The 16,817-nt window shown below is 63.2% G+C and carries 13 protein-coding genes; 10 read left to right on the top strand and 3 right to left on the bottom strand.

Going from position 1 to position 16,817, the window contains the following annotated elements:
• The first annotated feature begins 206 nt into the window (after positions 1–206).
• The 5 genes from CWO91_RS26940 to CWO91_RS26960 all read left to right on the top strand — a co-directional run bounded on the left by CWO91_RS26940 (position 207) and on the right by CWO91_RS26960 (position 6,362).
• The gene (locus CWO91_RS26940) at positions 207–641 is read left to right on the top strand and encodes a DUF6789 family protein (RefSeq protein WP_245471371.1); all 435 of its coding nucleotides are present in this window, start codon (positions 207–209) and stop codon (positions 639–641) included.
• Positions 642–1,724: 1,083 nt separating this feature from the next.
• A complete protein-coding gene (locus CWO91_RS26945; RefSeq protein WP_091896907.1) occupies positions 1,725–1,958 on the top strand; it encodes a hypothetical protein in 234 nt (77 codons plus the stop codon).
• Positions 1,959–2,076: 118 nt separating this feature from the next.
• On the top strand, positions 2,077–3,018 hold the full coding sequence (locus CWO91_RS26950; protein WP_130217821.1) for a complex I NDUFA9 subunit family protein: 942 nt from the start codon (positions 2,077–2,079) through the stop codon (positions 3,016–3,018).
• Between the two features lie 136 nt (positions 3,019–3,154).
• Positions 3,155–5,149, top strand: coding sequence for a protein-L-isoaspartate(D-aspartate) O-methyltransferase (locus CWO91_RS26955; protein WP_130217823.1), 1,995 nt, complete (start codon positions 3,155–3,157; stop codon positions 5,147–5,149).
• Between the two features lie 244 nt (positions 5,150–5,393).
• Positions 5,394–6,362 (top strand): ABC transporter substrate-binding protein, encoded by a 969-nt coding sequence (locus CWO91_RS26960; protein ID WP_130217825.1) that lies wholly within the window; start codon positions 5,394–5,396, stop codon positions 6,360–6,362.
• Between the two features lie 196 nt (positions 6,363–6,558).
• Here the strand turns inward: CWO91_RS26960 and CWO91_RS26965 are convergent, their stop codons facing one another.
• Complete coding sequence (locus tag CWO91_RS26965) at positions 6,559–8,718, bottom strand: EAL domain-containing protein (protein ID WP_130217827.1); 2,160 nt, start codon at positions 8,716–8,718, stop codon at positions 6,559–6,561.
• A gap of 462 nt (positions 8,719–9,180) precedes the next feature.
• Between CWO91_RS26965 and mepA the strand changes: the two genes are divergently transcribed.
• From mepA to modC, 4 genes are all read left to right on the top strand, one after another.
• Complete coding sequence (gene mepA, locus CWO91_RS26970; RefSeq protein WP_130217829.1) at positions 9,181–10,125, top strand: penicillin-insensitive murein endopeptidase; 945 nt, start codon at positions 9,181–9,183, stop codon at positions 10,123–10,125.
• A 521-nt stretch (positions 10,126–10,646) separates the two neighbouring features.
• Positions 10,647–11,432, top strand: a complete 786-nt coding sequence (modA, locus tag CWO91_RS26975) for a molybdate ABC transporter substrate-binding protein (RefSeq protein WP_130217831.1) — start codon at positions 10,647–10,649, stop codon at positions 11,430–11,432.
• A gap of 13 nt (positions 11,433–11,445) precedes the next feature.
• Positions 11,446–12,141 carry a molybdate ABC transporter permease subunit gene (gene modB / locus CWO91_RS26980; RefSeq protein ID WP_130217833.1) on the top strand — a complete coding sequence of 232 codons (696 nt, stop codon included), beginning with the start codon at positions 11,446–11,448 and terminating at the stop codon, positions 12,139–12,141.
• 2 nt (positions 12,142–12,143) lie between these two features.
• Positions 12,144–12,806, top strand: a complete 663-nt coding sequence (gene modC / locus CWO91_RS26985) for a molybdenum ABC transporter ATP-binding protein (RefSeq protein ID WP_130217835.1) — start codon at positions 12,144–12,146, stop codon at positions 12,804–12,806.
• A gap of 111 nt (positions 12,807–12,917) precedes the next feature.
• Here the strand turns inward: modC and CWO91_RS26990 are convergent, their stop codons facing one another.
• Positions 12,918–13,178: a PepSY domain-containing protein gene (locus tag CWO91_RS26990; RefSeq protein WP_128936962.1), complete on the bottom strand. Its 261-nt coding sequence runs from the start codon at positions 13,176–13,178 to the stop codon at positions 12,918–12,920.
• Between the two features lie 244 nt (positions 13,179–13,422).
• Complete coding sequence (locus CWO91_RS26995; protein WP_130217837.1) at positions 13,423–15,216, bottom strand: potassium/proton antiporter; 1,794 nt, start codon at positions 15,214–15,216, stop codon at positions 13,423–13,425.
• 215 nt (positions 15,217–15,431) lie between these two features.
• Between CWO91_RS26995 and CWO91_RS27000 the strand changes: the two genes are divergently transcribed.
• A complete protein-coding gene (locus CWO91_RS27000; protein ID WP_165405730.1) occupies positions 15,432–16,748 on the top strand; it encodes a mechanosensitive ion channel family protein in 1,317 nt (438 codons plus the stop codon).
• Positions 16,749–16,817: the final 69 nt, after the last annotated feature.

Genomic DNA, 16,817 nt, shown 5'->3' on the forward strand with positions numbered 1-16,817 from the left:
TAGCCTGACAAGTATCGCCGCTTGGTCTCATTGCTGTTCCGATCATCGTCGTCAGAGACCGGCATGCAGGTCCGGTAGCCGGGGAGGCCAGCCTGACGCCTTCAGTCGAATTGCGATCCATGATCGACGTGGAGCAGCGACCGCGCGGTTATTTGGAAAGCCACTCCTGAGAATGGGCGACCGATATCATGCCTTCAGGCGATAGGATGTGGAAGGCAGTTGTTGCAGGGTTGTGCGGAAGCATCACGCATTCGCTGCTGATGTATTTCAAATCTTGGGCTGAACTGCTTCCGTCATTCCAGCCCTACGAAAGTCTCCAGACGACACTGAGCCATGTAACGGGCACTGCAATCCATCCGGTGGTGCCTTGGTTACTTTCATTCCTGAATGGCTCAACCTTCGTCAGTTTCATCTTTGGACATCTTTATCGATGGCTGCCAGGCAATGTCGGTGCGATCAAAGGAATGATATACGGTGTGCTCGGATGGGCGATTATGGGACTGGTGTTCTTTCCTATGATCGGCCTTCGGTTATTCGCACTCCAGGTTGGACTTGGCATTTCACCCGCACTGTTCTCGCTGGCAATGCTCCTAACCTACAGCGTAACACTGGGCATGGTTTACGGCGCACTCAATTCCTGACTTGTTTGAATGTGAGCAGCGCACTCCGTTTGGGGTCACAAGCGGCGGTCGAAGCGAGCGCGGCCCCGCGTCCGCTCTACCGACAATAGCCGACATCACAACAGGATCAGCGTGGTTCGGCTAAGGGCCAACACGCGACATTCGCAAAATAAAAGAGGCGGCCAACTGAAGCGGCCTTAGTATAGCTCCCAATTCCTTCGGCTCGGCGCCCTTTTGTGAGCGCCGGGCGTCAATCTTCTAGTCCGGTACTGTTAATCGCAACGGCGGACCCTGCGGACCGAACCGTCGTCGCGCTCGATCGTGACGGTGCGGCATCCACCGCGATATCCGCGATCATATCCGTAAGCGCGATAAGCGGGTCGATCGTACTCTCGGTAGTAACGCCGCTCCGGGCCCACTCTCACGCCGCCGAGCGGAGTTTCAACGGCAACTTGAGCTGACGCGGGCGCAATGGAGATCGGCGTGGCGATAGCGAAACCAGCAACCGCCAGTACACCGGCCAATAACAGAGTTCTCATACGAGTTCCTCCTGAGTTATTGCAGTTGCTTTCCAACATCCCAGGTAGGGCAAGGTTCCTGCACGACATTCATCCAAACGGCGGGCGGCTCATACTTAGGTCGCCCGCCTCGGATGGAATACGGACAGCGCTGGCCCGCCGCGCATATTCCTGAACCAAACAAATACCGACCGGAATGTCTGTTGAGGTCAGCCTCCGAAGAACTCGCTTTCAGCACAACGAGCCAGCTTCACTTCAATCAGCTGACATCAAGGCGGAGTTTGCTGAGGTCTGCGTCGAGCCAAAGCGGCGGTGCATTTCTGCGGCTACACAAGAGGACGAAGGTCCGGTGCCCGTGCGGGAATGCCGGCTGAACAATTCGCCGCGGTCGGCAAACTGCATTGGCAGAAATCGCGCACATCCTCGGATTTTCGCACACCGGCTCCCAGACGATCTGCAGTAAGTCAGGTCGAATAGGAACAATTGATGAACTCCACCGTTCGTAGCGCACCGGAGGATGAACGTTCCAGGTCAGCCAAGAAGGCTGCTCAAACTCGCAAACGCCGCGCGGCGTTAAGGAGGCACAATGTCGACATGTGAAACCTGCGGCAATGACTATGACAAGTCTTTTCAGGTGGTGATGAACGGCCAGGCGCACACGTTCGACAGCTTCGAGTGCGCAATTCATGCCTTGGCGCCAACGTGCAAGCATTGCGGAACGCGCATCGTGGGACACGGCCTGGAAAAGAGCGGCACCTACTATTGCTGCGACCACTGCGCCCAGAAGGAAGGCGTGACCGACCTCCGCGATCGTGTGTAAGACCAGGAATAGACTCGGCGGCGTTGCACGCACCTTCCTCAGGTTTGGCGCCTGCTCGGGAGCCTGCGGTCTCCGCTGGCCATGCCTTGCTTGAGACGATCTCAGTACGAGTTGCGCCATGGCGACCGCTAATAATCGCCTTGTTACGGTGTTCGGTGGAACGGGGTTTCTCGGCCGCCGCGTTGTTCAACATTTGCTCCGGGCGCCTGAGTCTTTCGTTCGGATTGCATCAAGACATCCCGAACGAGGCAGACAGCTTTTTGGTCACGACGACCCACGCCTCCAATCTGTGAACGTCGATCTACGCGACGAGGGTTCGATAGCCGCTGCTGTTGATGGCGCTTACGGCGCCATCAACACGGTCAGCCTCTATATTGAACACGGACAGGAGACTTTTCATTCCGTGCATGTGGAATCAGCCCGGCGATTGGCGGCCAGGGCACATCGAGCTGGCGTTAAGCGGCTCATCCACGTTTCCGGAATCGGCTCTGATGCCACTTCGCCGTCCCTCTATATTCGCAAGCGTGGCGAAGGCGAACTCGCGGTCCGCGCGGTATTTCCTGAGGCTACACTGGTTCGCCCGGCGGTGATGTTCGGCCCGGATGACGCGTTTCTCACCATCATCCTCAAGCTGCTCCGCCGATATCCGATCTATCCGATGTTCGGCCGCGGATCGACGAGATTGCAGCCGGCCTATGTTGACGATGTGGCCGACGCGATCACAAGAGCGCTTCTGAGCACCGAAACGAACGCAATCACGTATGAATGCGCTGGTCCCCGCATCTACACATACGAAGAGCTTCTCAGAACCGTCGCGCGCGCAGCCGGCCGCAGGCCCATGCTCATTCCAGTACCGTTTGCTGCTTGGCATGTAGCGGGATGGATTTCGGAGCTGCTTCCAAGGCCCCCCATCACACGGAATCAGGTGGAGTTGATGCAGATCGACAACATAGCGGCGGTGGGAATGCCAGGATTTTCCGAGCTTGGAATCCCGCCGCAATCAGTCGAAGAAGTTGTGCCGGCCATGTTGCGGAACGGTATTGGTCGAACCGGCTCTTAAACGCGGGCGGTCGGTACGAATTCGTGGGGGGGAACCGGCGGTCCCGCCGTGCGGGATGCGGTCCGGCCATAAAGGAGGAACTGGTTTCGTCCGTCCTGATTGGCTTATGCGGCGGCATTTTCGATGGACGGGTCGCATGAGCGATTTTTCAGATCTTCGCGACCGCATGGTCGACGTTCAACTCGCGCGCCGTGGCATCCGTGATCCTCGCGTGTTGGACGCTATGCGACAGGTTCCGCGGGAGCGGTTCGTGGAATCCGGCTTTGAGGAATTTGCCTACGAGGACGGCGCACTGCCGATCGCAAACAACCAGACCATCTCGCAGCCCTACATTGTCGCGCTGATGACCGAGGCGGCCGAACTGAAGCCGATGGACAAGGTGCTCGAGGTCGGTACCGGCTCAGGCTATGCTGCCGCAATTGCCTCTCGGCTTGCCAAAACGGTTCATACGATCGAGCGACATGGCGCCCTGGCCAGAATCGCAGCGCAGCGGCTGATTGCGCTCGGATATGCGAATTGCATTGTCCATACCGGCGACGGCACCCGCGGCCTGGCCGATGAGGCGCCATTCGACGCGATCCTGGTCGCCGCCGGCGGTCCCTCGGTGCCTGACGCGCTTAAGCGCCAGTTGGCCGTCGGCGGCCGCCTCGTCATTCCCGTCGGCAATTTCGCGGACGAACAATCGCTGCTCCGGATTACGCGCCGGAGCCAGACTGATTACGATGAAGAGACCTTCGGGGCCGTCCGCTTCGTGCCGCTGATCGGCGAGCAAGGATGGGCCGAGGATGGCACGCGCTCGGCCAGCAATCACGTCCCCGGTCACACGCGGTTGCGATCGCTGACAGACATGATCCGTGCTACTGTCGAACCGTTGCCTGCCTTCGGCGATCCTGCATTCGGTGTGCCGTTCGATCGCTTCGGACAGTCGCGCATCGTCTTGCTGGGCGAAGCCAGTCACGGTACGTCGGAGTTCTACCAGGCGCGCGCAGCGATTACCCGCCGGCTGATTGAAGAACACGGATTTACGATCGTCGCCGTGGAAGCGGATTGGCCCGACGCCGCAGCGATCGACCGTTACGTTCGCGGTCGAACGCAGCGCGGAGCGTTAAACCAGACCCCGTTCGAACGCTTTCCGACCTGGATGTGGCGAAATACGGATGTGGCTTCCTTCGTTGACTGGATGCGCAGTCGCAATGAACGAATGCCGGCAACCGATCGAGCCGGGTTCTTCGGGCTCGACATTTACAACATGCGCGACTCGATCGCGGCCGTTCTCACTTACCTCGATAGGATCGATCCTCAATCGGCAGCGGTGGCGCGCGAACGCTACGGCTGCCTGACGCCGTGGCAGCGCGAGCCTTCGACTTATGGCCGCGCCGTCCTGACCGAGCGCTACCGGAAATGCGAGGCGGAGGTGGTTCGGCAGTGCCAGGATATTCTGAAGAAGCAGCTCGACTATGCGGCGGACGATCCAGACAGCTTCCTGGATGCCGCGCAGAACGCCCGGTTGATCGCGTCAGCGGAGCGCTACTACCGCATTATGTATTACGGCGGCGCGGAGTCCTGGAATTTACGGGATACGCATATGTTCGAGACGTTAAGCCATATCCTTGACGCACATGGCCCCCAATCCAAGGCCGTGGTCTGGGCGCACAATTCCCATATCGGAAATGCGCGTTTCACCAGCATGGGCGCGGTCCGTAACGAGCTCAACATTGGTCAGCTCTGTCGGGAGAAATTCGGTGAAGCGGCGTCGCTGATCGGATTAAGCACACATAGCGGCACGGTGGCAGCCGCCTCGGATTGGGACGCCGAGATGGAAGTGATGCAGGTTCGGCCGTCCCGACCAGACAGCTATGAGCGGCTGTTTCACGATGCCGGTGCGACGCGCGGCCTGATCGAATTCGGCCGCGAGGAGGCTCTTCGCCGTCGCTTGCTCGAACCGCGCCTGGAACGCTTCATCGGCGTGATCTACCGACCGGACACCGAACTGCAAAGCCATTATGCCGAGGCCTCTCTGCCTCAACAGTTCAACGCGTTGGTGTGGTTTGACGAGACACATGCAGTGACACATTTGGGCCCCGAGCATCGTCGCGGCGCCGTCCCAGACACCTATCCGTTCGGACTCTGATTGCAGCGTGACCAGGCCAAGAACGTTAGGTGACAGTGTACTCTGATCGTCGGCAGGATCGCGCGGACGGCCTTGGCAATAAACACCGCGACGAATAATCTAGCCGCGCTCAAATCGCGAACCGGCTGCAACGACCCGCGAGTTAGGTTGCGGCCGGCTTCGAAAACGCGATATCCGTTCTAGGACCTCTATCGTTGGCATTCCCTCCTTCAGTCGGTCCAAGGGGCTTTCCGAGGTCGCACGCATGAAACGGCGCGAATTCATTACGGCCTTTGGTGCTGCGGCAATGACTTTGCCATTGCCCGCTCAGGCACAGAAATTGGCAATGCCGGTGATCGGCTCTCTCAACCGCCCGAGCCCCGGGTCGGAGACGTTCGGCGAGGCGTTTCGCCGCGGCCTCAAGCAAATGGGATTTGTTGAAGGCCAGAACGTTTCCATCGCGGGGCGTTGGCCCAGCGCCAATGAAGAACTGCGAGACGCCGCAGCCGATTTGGTTCGTAAGCGCGTCGCTCTGATCTTTACCGCCGATAATGGCGGGGCATTGGCTGCCAAAGCGACGACCTCACAAATCCCTATCGTGTTCGTGGTGGGTCTCGATCCAGTCGCTATGGGCCTTGCTGCTTCCATCAATCGCCCGGCCGGCAATGCCACTGGGGTTGCGTTCCAGGTGAGCGCGCTGGAACCGAAGCGGTTCGAATTGCTGCGCGCTCTATTACCCCACGCGTCTTTGGTGGGGGTGCTGGTCAACCCGGACAATCCAAATGCGGATGTAACAGGCCTGCGATCAGCCGCATCTTCCTCGGGGCTGCAACTGCTCATTCTGGAGGCGCGAAACCTCGCCGATCTCGAAAAGGCGTTTGCGACATCGGTCGAACGTCGAACAAACGCGCTGCTTGTAACCTCCGACCGCCTCTTCAATCTTGAACGTCGTCGTGTCGTTGACTTAGCAGCGCGTAGCGCCATTCCCACAATGTATCCTTGGCGCGATTTTGCTGACGCCGGCGGCTTGATGAGCTACGGCAACAGTCTGACCGACGCCTTTCGGCAAGGCGGTATCTATGTCGGCCGCATTCTGAAGGGCGACAAGCCGGCCGACCTGCCGATTTGGCAGCCCACGAGATTTGAGTTCGTGATCAACCTCAATGTCGCAAAAACGCTGGACCTCGAAATCCCGCCCGGTCTGCTGGCGTTTGCGGACGAGGTGATCGAATAAGATTAACGTCCGCTTGGGCCATACCGGACGACGCATGAACGAGCCGCAAAGAGGGTTGGGGAGAGGGTGTCTCCGCAACGGGACAATCCCCCAGAGAAGAGAGCCCTCACCCGCGCCTCCGGCGCGACCTCTCCCGCAAGCGGGAGAGGTTAGCGGAGAGAGCAGCGCGTCCCTTACATTCCAAAGAAGCGAGCGTTCACGCCACCAGCGCAGCGTCTTCGTCGGCCGCATCAATGCCGCGCTGTGCGGCGAGGAGGCTGATGATCTCCGCGTTGGGCCTTGCCTTGCTGAACAAAAAGCCCTGGCCCTCGTCGCAGCCCTCGGTGCGCAAGCAGCTGAGCTCGGCTTCGGTCTCGACGCCTTCGGCAGTGATGGTGACCCCGAGGCCCTTGCCGAGGCTGACGATGGAGCGGATGATCGCCTGGGCTTCGCGGTTGGAGCCTAAATCGCGCACGAAGGACTGATCGATCTTGATCTTGTCGAACGGGAAGCTGCGCAAATAGCTGAGGCTGGAATAGCCGGTACCGAAATCGTCCATCGAGATGCGCACCCCTAACGCGCGCAGCGCATGCAAGATCGCCAGCACCTGCGCGCTCTTCTCCAGGAGCAGCGTCTCGGTGATCTCGAGCTCGAGCCGCCGCGGCGGCAGGCCGGAATGTTTCAGCGCATCCGTTACCATCGACAGCAGATTGCCGCTGCGGAATTGCAGCGGCGAGAGGTTGACGGCGACGCGAACGTCGTCCGGCCAGGCCGCCGCATCCAGGCACGCGCGGCGCAGCATCAGGCCGCCGAGCGGGTTGATGAGGCCGGTGTCCTCGGCAACCGGAATGAACTCGGCCGGCGAGACCATGCCGCGCTCGGCATGCGGCCAGCGCACCAGCGCCTCGAACCCGGTGATGCGGCCGCTCTGGAGGTCGATCAGCGGCTGGTAATAGGGGCGCAGCACGTCATTCTGGATCGCGTCGCGCAGCTCGACCTCGATCTTGCGCCGGCTCTGCGCTTTTGCATCCAGCGCCGCCTCGAAGAAGGCGAAGGTGCCGCGCGAATCGGCCTTGGCACGCGACAGCGCCATGTCGGCGCTCTTGAGCAGCTTTTCGGACTCATCGCCGTCGCCGGGTGCCATGGCGATGCCGATGGAGGCGCCGATCACCACGGAATGGCCGTCGAGCAGATAGGGATCGGCGATGGCCTCGAGCAGGCGTTTTGCCAGCATCACCGCGTCCTCGGGACGTGCCAGGCCGCTTTGGACAATGGCGAACTCGTCCGAGTTCAACCGCGCCAGCGCGTCCTCCTCGCGCAAGGTAGAGCGCAGCCGCTTGGCGACGCCGCGGAGCAGCTTGTCGCCGACCGCGTGCCCCAGCGTGTCGTTGACCGCCTTGAAGTTGTCCAGCCCCAGCATCAGCAGCGCGACCTTGTCGGTGCTGCGCCGCGTATGCAGCAGCATCTCGTCGACCTGCTGGCGCAACAAATTGCGGTTCGGCAGGCCGGTCAGCGCGTCGTGCTGGGCCATGAAGGCCAGACGAGCCTCGGCGCGCTTGCGCTCGGTGATATCCATCAGCGCGAGCAGCACCGCGGGCCGCTCGGCATAAGTCAGTTCGCGCGAGTAGATCGCAAGGTCGATCAGCGCACCGTCGGCCTTGACGTGCTTCCAGGTGCGCCCGGCCTGCTCCGCGCCGGTTGGATCGGTGGTCCAGGGCGGCTCGCTGTCGAAAGCCTGCAAGGAGCGGATCTTCAGCTTCTCGAACTCGGCGCGGCTATAGCCGTAATGCGCGATCGCGGCATCGTTGACGCCGAGGATGCGTTCATCGTCCAGCGCGCAGACGATCATGGGAACGGGATTGCCGTCGAACAGCAGGCGGAACGAGGCCTCGCGCTGCTTTAATTCGGTGATGTCGACGCGCAGGCCGACGACGCCGCCGTCGTCGGTCAATCGCTCCTCGATCAGGATGACGCGGCCGTCGGCGAGCTTCTGCTCGTGGCGCGCGCCGGGCTGATAGAGCTTTTGCAGCCGCTGCGCGATCCACTCGTCTTCGTGGCCGACGGCCTCGGGATAATCGCCGCGGGCGACGCCGACGCGCAGCGTGTCCTCCAGGCGCGCGCCCTCGACGAACAGATCGGCGGTCTTGCTGTAGATCTCGGCGTATTTCTTGTTCCAGAGCACGTAGCGGCCGTCGGCATCGAGAAACACGATGCCCTGCGGCAGGATGTCGATGGCCTGGCGCAGGCGCTCATGGGATTTACGCGCTTCCGCGATCGCGGCTTCCGCCTCGGCGCGGCTGCGCAAGAGTTCATCGCGGTCGGCAGGCGGATGAGGCGTGCGCGCGAAGCGCGGCTGTCGGCCGGCTTGGGCAAGCACGTTGCGCTTTCGCTTTCCTGTCTTTCGAGACCCCAAACTCAACTTCACTCGTCCCAGTCACGCCCAGTGACCGCAAGCTTGGGGGCAAGTGTCTGAAAAAAAGTAATCTTGCCCGGCTGCGGCCCGCGCGAGGAGGCCCCTTGCTGCCTGTTTGCGAGGCGCGGCTGCGTGGACGGGCGCCGCCAACCTCATCCCGGCGCCGCGGTCAAGGACCGATCTGGCGCAAAATTGCGCGCGCGCTTGAATCATTTCCGAAATCGCGCGCGATTGCATGCGAGTCGCGGTTATTCCTCACGTCGCGCACAAATTTTGGTCAATGCAGAACAGGGTTATCGCGCGATTAAGGATCGACCATCGCGCGTGCGACTTTGGGATGACGCGACGGATTTTGGCTGGCCGTGTGATCGCAGCATGGCGCTCAATTCTTAACCCTGACGCGGTGTTGGGTTATAAGGATTCGGCATGAGTCCCCGCCGCCTCGCTCCTCTCCTGCTTTTTGTGACATTCTTGGCCGCCGGTAGCGCGCTGGCCCAGGACAAGGGCAGCGTCACCCCAAAACCGCTGCCGCCGCTCGCCAATCCGAACGACCCCTCCCTCGCCGCCAAGGAGTTGTTCGCGCGCAAGCTGCTGCCGTCGAAGGGATCGGCCCATGTCATCGGCTCCTACACCAAGGGCTGCATCGGCGGCGCCATGCAGATGCCGCTCAACGGCGACAATTGGCAGGTGATGCGGCTCTCGCGCAACCGCAACTACGGCCACCCCGAGATGATCGCCCTGATCAAGCGGCTCGCGGCCAAAGCGCACAAGGACGCCGGCTGGCCGGGCATCCTGGTCGGCGACATCGCGCAACCGCGCGGCGGGCCGGCGCTGTCGGGCCATGCCAGCCACCAGATCGGCCTCGATGCCGACATCTGGCTGACGCCGATGCCGGACCGCCGGCTCTCGCGCGAGGAGCGCGAGGAGATGTCGGCGGTGATGATGGTTCGCCCCGACCGGCTCGACGTCGATCCGAAGGTGTTCACGCCAGGCCATGTGCTGGTGCTGCGCGATGCGGCGCGGGAGCCGGCGGTGCAGCGCATCTTCGTCAACGCCGCGATCAAGAAGGCGCTGTGCCGCGAGGCCAAGGGCGACCGCGCCTGGCTGTCGAAGATCCGCCCCTGGTGGGGCCACGACTATCACTTCCACATCCGCATGCACTGTCCCGCGGGCGCCGGGGAATGCGAGGGCCAGCCGTCGCAATCCGAGGACGAAGGCTGCAAGGCCTCCGATCTCGCCTATTGGTTCTCGGATGCAGTGCTGCACCCAAAGCCGCCGCCGGAGCCGCCGAAACCGAAGCCGCCGATGACGCTGGCCGACATGCCGGCCGCGTGCAAGGCCGTGCTGCATGCAGCGGATGCGAAGCCGTAGCTCGCCGCCGTCGTCCTGACGAAGCCAGGACCCATACCGCGTGATCTATCGATCGCGACCGGTGGCAATACCGAACGACCAGTCTTCGCCAAACTTCTCCCTGTGGCTATGGGTCCCGGCCCCCGTGCGCAATTGCGCACTAGGCCGGGACGACGTATGGGCCTCGGCGCTTGTCCGGGATGACGTGGTGAGATTGGAGCTACTGCCTCACACACAGCCGTCGTCCTGGCGAAAGCCAGGACCCATTACCCCAGGGAGGAGACGTGACACGAGCTGATAACTCCGAGTCTTCGCAAAACTACTACCTGGGGTAATGGGTCCTGGATCGGCGCTCCGCTGGTCCAGGACGACGAACGAGGTTTGACCTGAGGCCGAGGGCTGCTATCTTCGCGAGCAGCGATATCCCTGCCGGCCGTAAGCCGTCGCAAGGCCCGTGGAACAGCGCGTCCGCCCGTCGCATCAGACCCACCCAACGCCAGATTTGCGCGTCACCGCGCGCGAGCTTGCACGGAGCGCTATCCATGTTTCGTATTGCCGCACTTGTCGCCGCCTTCGTCATCCTCGCGGGCGCGAGCCCGTCGCCCGCTGCCGCCGAGGACAAGACCATCACCGTGTTCGCGGCCGCTTCGATGAAGAACGCGCTCGACGAGATCGACGCGGCCTACACCGCCAAGACCGGCGTCAAGTTCTCCGTCAGCTATGCCGCAAGCTCGGTGCTGGCCAGGCAGATCGAGCAGGGCGCGCCGGCCGACGTGTTCGTTTCGGCCGACACCGACTGGATGGACTACGCCATTGCCAGGAAGGCCATCAACGAGCCGAGCCGGGTCAATCTGCTCGGCAACAGCATCGTGCTGATCGCGCCGAAAGACTCCAAGATCGACAACGTCACGATCGCGCAGGGCTTCGATCTCGCCAAGCTCGCCGGCGACGGCAGGATCGCGACCGGCGACGTGAAATCCGTGCCTGTCGGCAAATACGCCAAGGCTGCGCTCGAGAAGCTCGGCGCCTGGCAGGCGGCCGAGCCGAAATTCGCCATGGCCGAGAGCGTGCGCGGCGCGCTGACGCTGGTGGCACGCGGCGAGGCCGTGCTCGGCATCGTCTATGCCACCGACGCCAAGGTCGAGCCGGGCGTGAAGATCGTCGGCACCTTCCCGGCGGATTCGCACCCGCCGATCATCTATCCGGTCGCGGCGACCACGACCGCGAAGGGCGAGACCAGCGACTATCTCGCCTTCCTGCGCTCGACGGCCGCCAAGACCGTTCTGGAAAAATACGGTTTCAAATTCCTGATCAGCCCCACCACGTGATATCTCCGGCTTGATGTCTGAGATTTCACCCGCCGAATGGACGGCGATCCTGCTTTCGCTCAGGGTCGCCATTGTCGCAACGCTGGTGGCGACGCCGTTCGGCATCGCGCTGGCATGGCTGCTCGCGCGGCGCGATTTCTGGGGCAAGTCGCTACTCGACGCTACCGTGCATCTGCCGCTGGTGCTGCCGCCTGTGGTCACCGGCTATCTGCTGCTGCTCAGCTTCGGCCGCCGCGGCCCCGTCGGCAGCTTCCTCGCCGACCATCTCGGCATCGTCTTCTCTTTCCGCTGGACCGGCGCGGCGCTCGCCTGCGGCGTGATGGCGTTTCCGCTTCTCGTGCGGCCGATGCGGCTGTCGATCGAGGCGATCGACCGCCGGCTCGAGCAGGCCGCCGAGACGCTTGGCGCGGCACCCTGGAAGGTGTTCTTCACGGTGACGCTGCCGCTCGCGCTGCCCGGCGTGCTCGCCGGCATGGTGCTCGGCTTCGCCAAGGCCATCGGCGAGTTCGGCGCCACCATCACCTTCGTGTCCAACATTCCCGGCGAGACCCAGACGATCTCGTCCGCGATCTATTCGCTGATCCAGACGCCCGACGGCGACGCTGCCGCAGGGCGGCTCGTCATCGTCTCGATCGTGCTCGCGCTCGGCGCATTGATTGCGGCAGAATGGTTCGCCCGCCGCGCCACGGCGCGGCTGCACGGGAATTGACCATGCTGCGCGTCGATGTCGAAAAACAGTTGGGTGAGTTTTCGCTGCACGCGTCCTTCACCAGCGAGGGCCGCGTCATCGGCCTGTTCGGCGCCTCGGGCGCCGGCAAGACCTCACTGGTCAACATGATCGCGGGCCTGTTGCGGCCCGACCGCGGCAGCATCGTGATCGACGGCGAGACCGTCGACGACACCGCGGCCGGCATCCACGTGCCGGCCTGGCGCCGCCGCATCGGCTATGTGTTCCAGGACGCGCGGCTGTTTCCGCATCTCAACGTGGCGCAGAATCTCGACTATGGCAGACGCATGAACGGCCTCGCCGCCGATCCGGCCCAGCACAAGCGCATCATCGATCTCCTCGACATCGGCGCCCTGCTCGGCCGCCGGCCCGGAAAGCTCTCCGGCGGCGAGCGCCAGCGCGTCGCGCTCGGCCGCGCGCTGCTGTCGAAGCCGCGCCTCCTGCTGCTCGACGAGCCGCTCGGCGCGCTCGACGAGAGCCGCAAGCTCGAGATCCTGCCCTATCTGGTGCGGCTGCGGGACGAGGCCAACGTGCCGATGGTCTATGTCAGCCACGACGCCGCCGAGCTGCGCCAGCTCGCCACGCAGATCGTGATGCTGAAGCAGGGCCGTGTGACGAGTTTTGGCGGGGTGAAGGTGCTGACGTGAAGACGTAGCCCGGATGGAGCGCAAGCGTAATCCGGGACGGCGCCGCTGGATAGAGTCCCCGGATTTCGCTTCGCTCCATCCGGGCTACCCCACTTCATGACTAGCCGTAAACTACCACCCGCGCTCGACGTTGCGCACCTCGCCGGTCCTCGCATCGACATAGACTTCCATCCAGCGACCGACACGATCCCGTCCATCAACCTCCCATTCGTCGCCGAGGAAGTTGGTATGCGAGACCGTCACGACGCCGAGATCTGTCGCGACGTCGAGGGCGGCCTGCATCGAGATCTGATCGCCGGTGTCATAAGCCATCGCCGGTGCGGCAGCGCCGAGCGCGAGAGCTGTTAGAATCGGAAGGATGAACTTTCGCATTGCATACTCCTGTCAGTCCAAGCTGTTACGCGCCTTAGAACCAGCGGCATGGCGGAGTGTTCCGGGTTTCAAGGTCACGAAACCGCGCAAATCTTCGGCGGTTGCGGCGATTTGGTGGCGGTTCCTTTCCTCGTCATTCCGGGGCGTCCGAAGGACGAACCCGGAATCCATTTCACTAACGGGTTGGTGGAGAGATGGATTCCGGGTTCGCGCTATCGCGCGCCCCGGAATGACGAAGGAGAAACTAAACCCCCGCCACCGACGCCCACACATCGGCGAGCTTGCGCTGCAGCGCCTGCGTGCGGGTCAGCGGCGCGGGGGTCTCGTCCTCTTCCGGCAGGCGCAGGCCGACGACGTTGACGCGGCCGCCGGAGATCGAGCGCGCGACCAGCACGATCGTGTCCAGCGCAAGCTCGGCGCCCTCCTTCGGTGCGCGGTCGAGATGGACGTCGAAATAATCGGCCAGCGTCAGCTTGCCGTCGTCCGCGCCGAGCTTCACGCCGTAGATCTCGGCGAGTTCGGCGAGCGTGTGCTCGCCGGAGACCATGAAGTCGCCGAGCAGATGCGGATCCGGCGCCGAGCTCGGCTGCATGTCGACGAAGAAGCGGTCGAGCGCCTCGGCCTTTTCCGGCGGCGCCAGCAGGTAGATGTAATCGCCGGGCGCGACCGGATCGGCCTCCGTCGGCGTCAAGATGTTCTCGTTGCGGATCACCAGCGTCGGCTTGGACCAGGACGGAATCAGGCCGCGGCGGAAGTACAGGCTCTTCGGCCGCACCGGATAGCCGACCAGCTGCTGCTCGAGCTGGCCCGGCAGATCCAACTCGACGCGGCGCGGGCCGCGCTCGGCGCGCGGCAGCGCCACGTGCAGCTTGCGCGCGGCGGGTGCCAGCGTCCAGCCTTGCAGCAGCAGCGAGATGATGACGACGACGAAAGCGACGTCGAAATAGAGATAGGCCTTGGACAGGCCGACCAGCATCGGGATCGACGCCAGGAAGATTGCGACGGCACCGCGCAAGCCGGTCCAGGCGATGAAGACCTTCTCGCGCCAGTTGAAGCGGAACGGCGCAAGGCAAGCGAACACCGCGAGCGGCCGCGCGACCAGCATCAAGACGAGCGCGACGGCGACTGCCGGCAGCACGCTGGCACCGAGCCGGCTCGGCGAGACCAGAAGGCCAAGCAGCACGAACATCACGATCTGCGCCAGCCAGGTCGCGGCGTCCAGGAAGGCCACCACTGAATTATGCGCGCGCGTCGGCCGGTTGCCGATGATGATGCCGGCGAGATAGACCGCGAGAAAGCCTGATGCGTGCATGATCTGCGAGCCGCCGAAGATGACGAGCGCGCCTGTCGTCACGAACGGCGCATGCAGGCCCTGCGGCAGCGCCACCTGATTGAGCGCGATCACGACCAGGCGTCCGCCGATGACGCCGACCACGGCACCCAGCACCGCCTCCTGGACGAATTCGATCAGCACATGGCCGGGCGAGCTCGAGCCCAGCGAGATGTACTCGACCAGCATGAGCGTGAGGAAGATCGCAAACGGATCGTTGGTGCCGGATTCCGCCTCCAGCGTCGCGCCGACGCGCGGGCGCAGGCGCAGGCCCTGGGTGTGCACCAACAGGAACACCGCGGCGGCGTCGGTCGAGGCGACCACGGCGCCGACCAGCAGCGATTCCGTCCAGTTGAGATCGAGCGCGTATTTCGCGAACGGCGCCGTGATCAGCGCCGTCAGCAGCACGCCGATCGTCGCGAGCACCACGGAGGGCGCGAGCACAGTGCGGATGCTGGCAAAGCGCGTCCGCAAGCCGCCATCGAACAGGATCAAGGCGAGCGCGACCGAGCCGACCAGATAGGTGGTGCGGACGTCGTCGAACTGGAGCTGGCCGGGGCCGGAATCGCCGGCGAGCATGCCGATCGCAAGGAAGACGAGCAGCAGGGGCGCGCCGAAGCGCAGCGCAAGCAGGCTCGAGAGGATGCCGGCCATGACGAGGACAGCGCCGAGCAATATGGCGAGACTGACGGAGTCGAGGGAGGCCATCCACCTTCCGGGTACAAATCGCTGGAATTGCATCCTTATCGTCGGCGGACTCGCGCGCCAACCCATTTTCTCCCGCTCGCGGCAATCTGGCCGCGTTTTGCGGCCTTAACGCGCATCACTTAGCGGTGTATCGATGGTCCGGCGGTGCCCTTTGTGGGATTCTGCAGCTCCCTCGAATCAATTCCTCCCGCCTGCTTCCCGACGAGACCGACCCGATGGACATGGACCTCAAGGACTTTATGGAGTTCGTGCAGACCACCGCGCGCAGCGTCGGGGCGGAAATCTCCTCACCCTGGTTCTACCTGCAATTCGGTCTCATCCTGACCGCGGCCGGCATCGCCTATGCCGCGGAGGCCGGCATTCGCAGCCGGATCGACATGACATCGCTGGCGATGCGCTGGCCGCTGCCGCTCCGGCACTTCGTCCGGGTGATGGTCGCGAGCGCCTCGACGGCGGTGTTCACCCTGCTCGTGATCATTTCGCGCGTGGTGATGTACCATGCGACCTGGCCGAGCCGCAGTTATCTGTTGATGGTCGCGGCCAAGCTCGGGCTGGCATGGCTCGTGATCCGGCTGCTCACCTCGGTGCTGCGCAACGCCTTCATCGTCAAGCTGGTGTCGATCACGGCGTGGTTCGTCGCCGCGCTCTCCATCCTCGGCCAGCTCGATGCGACGGTCGAGTTGCTCGATTCCTTCGCTATCGTGCTCGGCGGTCTGCGGCTGACCCCACTCTTGGGGCTCAAGGCCGGCGCGCTGCTGCTGATCGCGCTCTGGCTGACCAACATCGCGAGCAATTTCGCCGAGAGCCGGATCAATGCGACCACCGACCTGACGCCGTCGGTGCAGGTGCTGCTGGTCAAGATCATCCGCATCGGGCTGCTTGCGGTCGCGATCGTGATCGCGCTCGGCGCGGTCGGGATCGATCTGTCGGCGCTCGCGGTATTCTCCGGCGCGGTCGGCGTCGGCATCGGTATTGGCCTGCAGAAGATCGTCGCCAATTTCATCTCGGGGATCATCCTGCTCGCCGACAAGTCGGTGAAGCCCGGCGACCTCGTCACCATCGGCGACAACACCGGGCGGATCAGTGCGATGAAGACGCGCTATATTTCCGTCGCAGCCGGCGACGGCCGCGAATTCCTGGTGCCGAACGAGGATCTGGTGACGCAGAAGGTCGTCAACTGGACCTATACCGACAAGAACACGCTGGTGAAGATCGCCTTCGGCACCAATTACGACGCCGACCCGCGCCTGGTCTGCAAGCTCGCCGCCGAGACCGCTGCCGCCCATCCGCGCGCGCAGAAAGGCAAGCCGCCGAACTGCATTTTGACCGAGTTTGCCGAGGCCGGGATGAAGTTCTCGCTGACCTTCTGGATCGCGGACCCCGACGGCATGGATACCGTCAAGAGCGACGTGATGCTGGCGCTGTGGGATGCCTTCAAGCGCGAGGGCATCCGGGTTCCCTACCCCGTCCGCGAAATCCGCATTCGGGGTGGCGCGTTACCGGTGGAAACCACCGTAGAAGTCCCGAATTAGGCCCGCTTTCGGGTGCAAAGGTCACGCTCGGCTTGCATGAAGGCCCGCAATCATTAAATTAGGGCCTGA

Origin of the sequence: Bradyrhizobium genosp. SA-3, from assembly GCF_004212635.1 — a bacterium.
Taxonomy (GTDB): Bacteria; Pseudomonadota; Alphaproteobacteria; order Rhizobiales; family Xanthobacteraceae; genus Bradyrhizobium.

What these genes read in the sequence shown, in the direction of transcription:
- CWO91_RS26940 (WP_245471371.1), top strand. Translation starts at nt 207, where the DNA reads ATGTGGAAGGCAGTTGTTGCAGGGTTGTGCGGAAGCATCACGCATTCG.
- CWO91_RS26945 (WP_091896907.1), top strand. Translation starts at nt 1,725, where the DNA reads ATGTCGACATGTGAAACCTGCGGCAATGACTATGACAAGTCTTTTCAG.
- CWO91_RS26950 (WP_130217821.1), top strand. Translation starts at nt 2,077, where the DNA reads ATGGCGACCGCTAATAATCGCCTTGTTACGGTGTTCGGTGGAACGGGG.
- CWO91_RS26955 (WP_130217823.1), top strand. Translation starts at nt 3,155, where the DNA reads ATGAGCGATTTTTCAGATCTTCGCGACCGCATGGTCGACGTTCAACTC.
- CWO91_RS26960 (WP_130217825.1), top strand. Translation starts at nt 5,394, where the DNA reads ATGAAACGGCGCGAATTCATTACGGCCTTTGGTGCTGCGGCAATGACT.
- mepA (WP_130217829.1), top strand. Translation starts at nt 9,181, where the DNA reads ATGAGTCCCCGCCGCCTCGCTCCTCTCCTGCTTTTTGTGACATTCTTG.
- modA (WP_130217831.1), top strand. Translation starts at nt 10,647, where the DNA reads ATGTTTCGTATTGCCGCACTTGTCGCCGCCTTCGTCATCCTCGCGGGC.
- modB (WP_130217833.1), top strand. Translation starts at nt 11,446, where the DNA reads ATGTCTGAGATTTCACCCGCCGAATGGACGGCGATCCTGCTTTCGCTC.
- modC (WP_130217835.1), top strand. Translation starts at nt 12,144, where the DNA reads ATGCTGCGCGTCGATGTCGAAAAACAGTTGGGTGAGTTTTCGCTGCAC.
- CWO91_RS26990 (WP_128936962.1), bottom strand. Translation starts at nt 13,178, where the DNA reads ATGCGAAAGTTCATCCTTCCGATTCTAACAGCTCTCGCGCTCGGCGCT.
- CWO91_RS26995 (WP_130217837.1), bottom strand. Translation starts at nt 15,216, where the DNA reads ATGGCCTCCCTCGACTCCGTCAGTCTCGCCATATTGCTCGGCGCTGTC.
- CWO91_RS27000 (WP_165405730.1), top strand. Translation starts at nt 15,432, where the DNA reads ATGGACATGGACCTCAAGGACTTTATGGAGTTCGTGCAGACCACCGCG.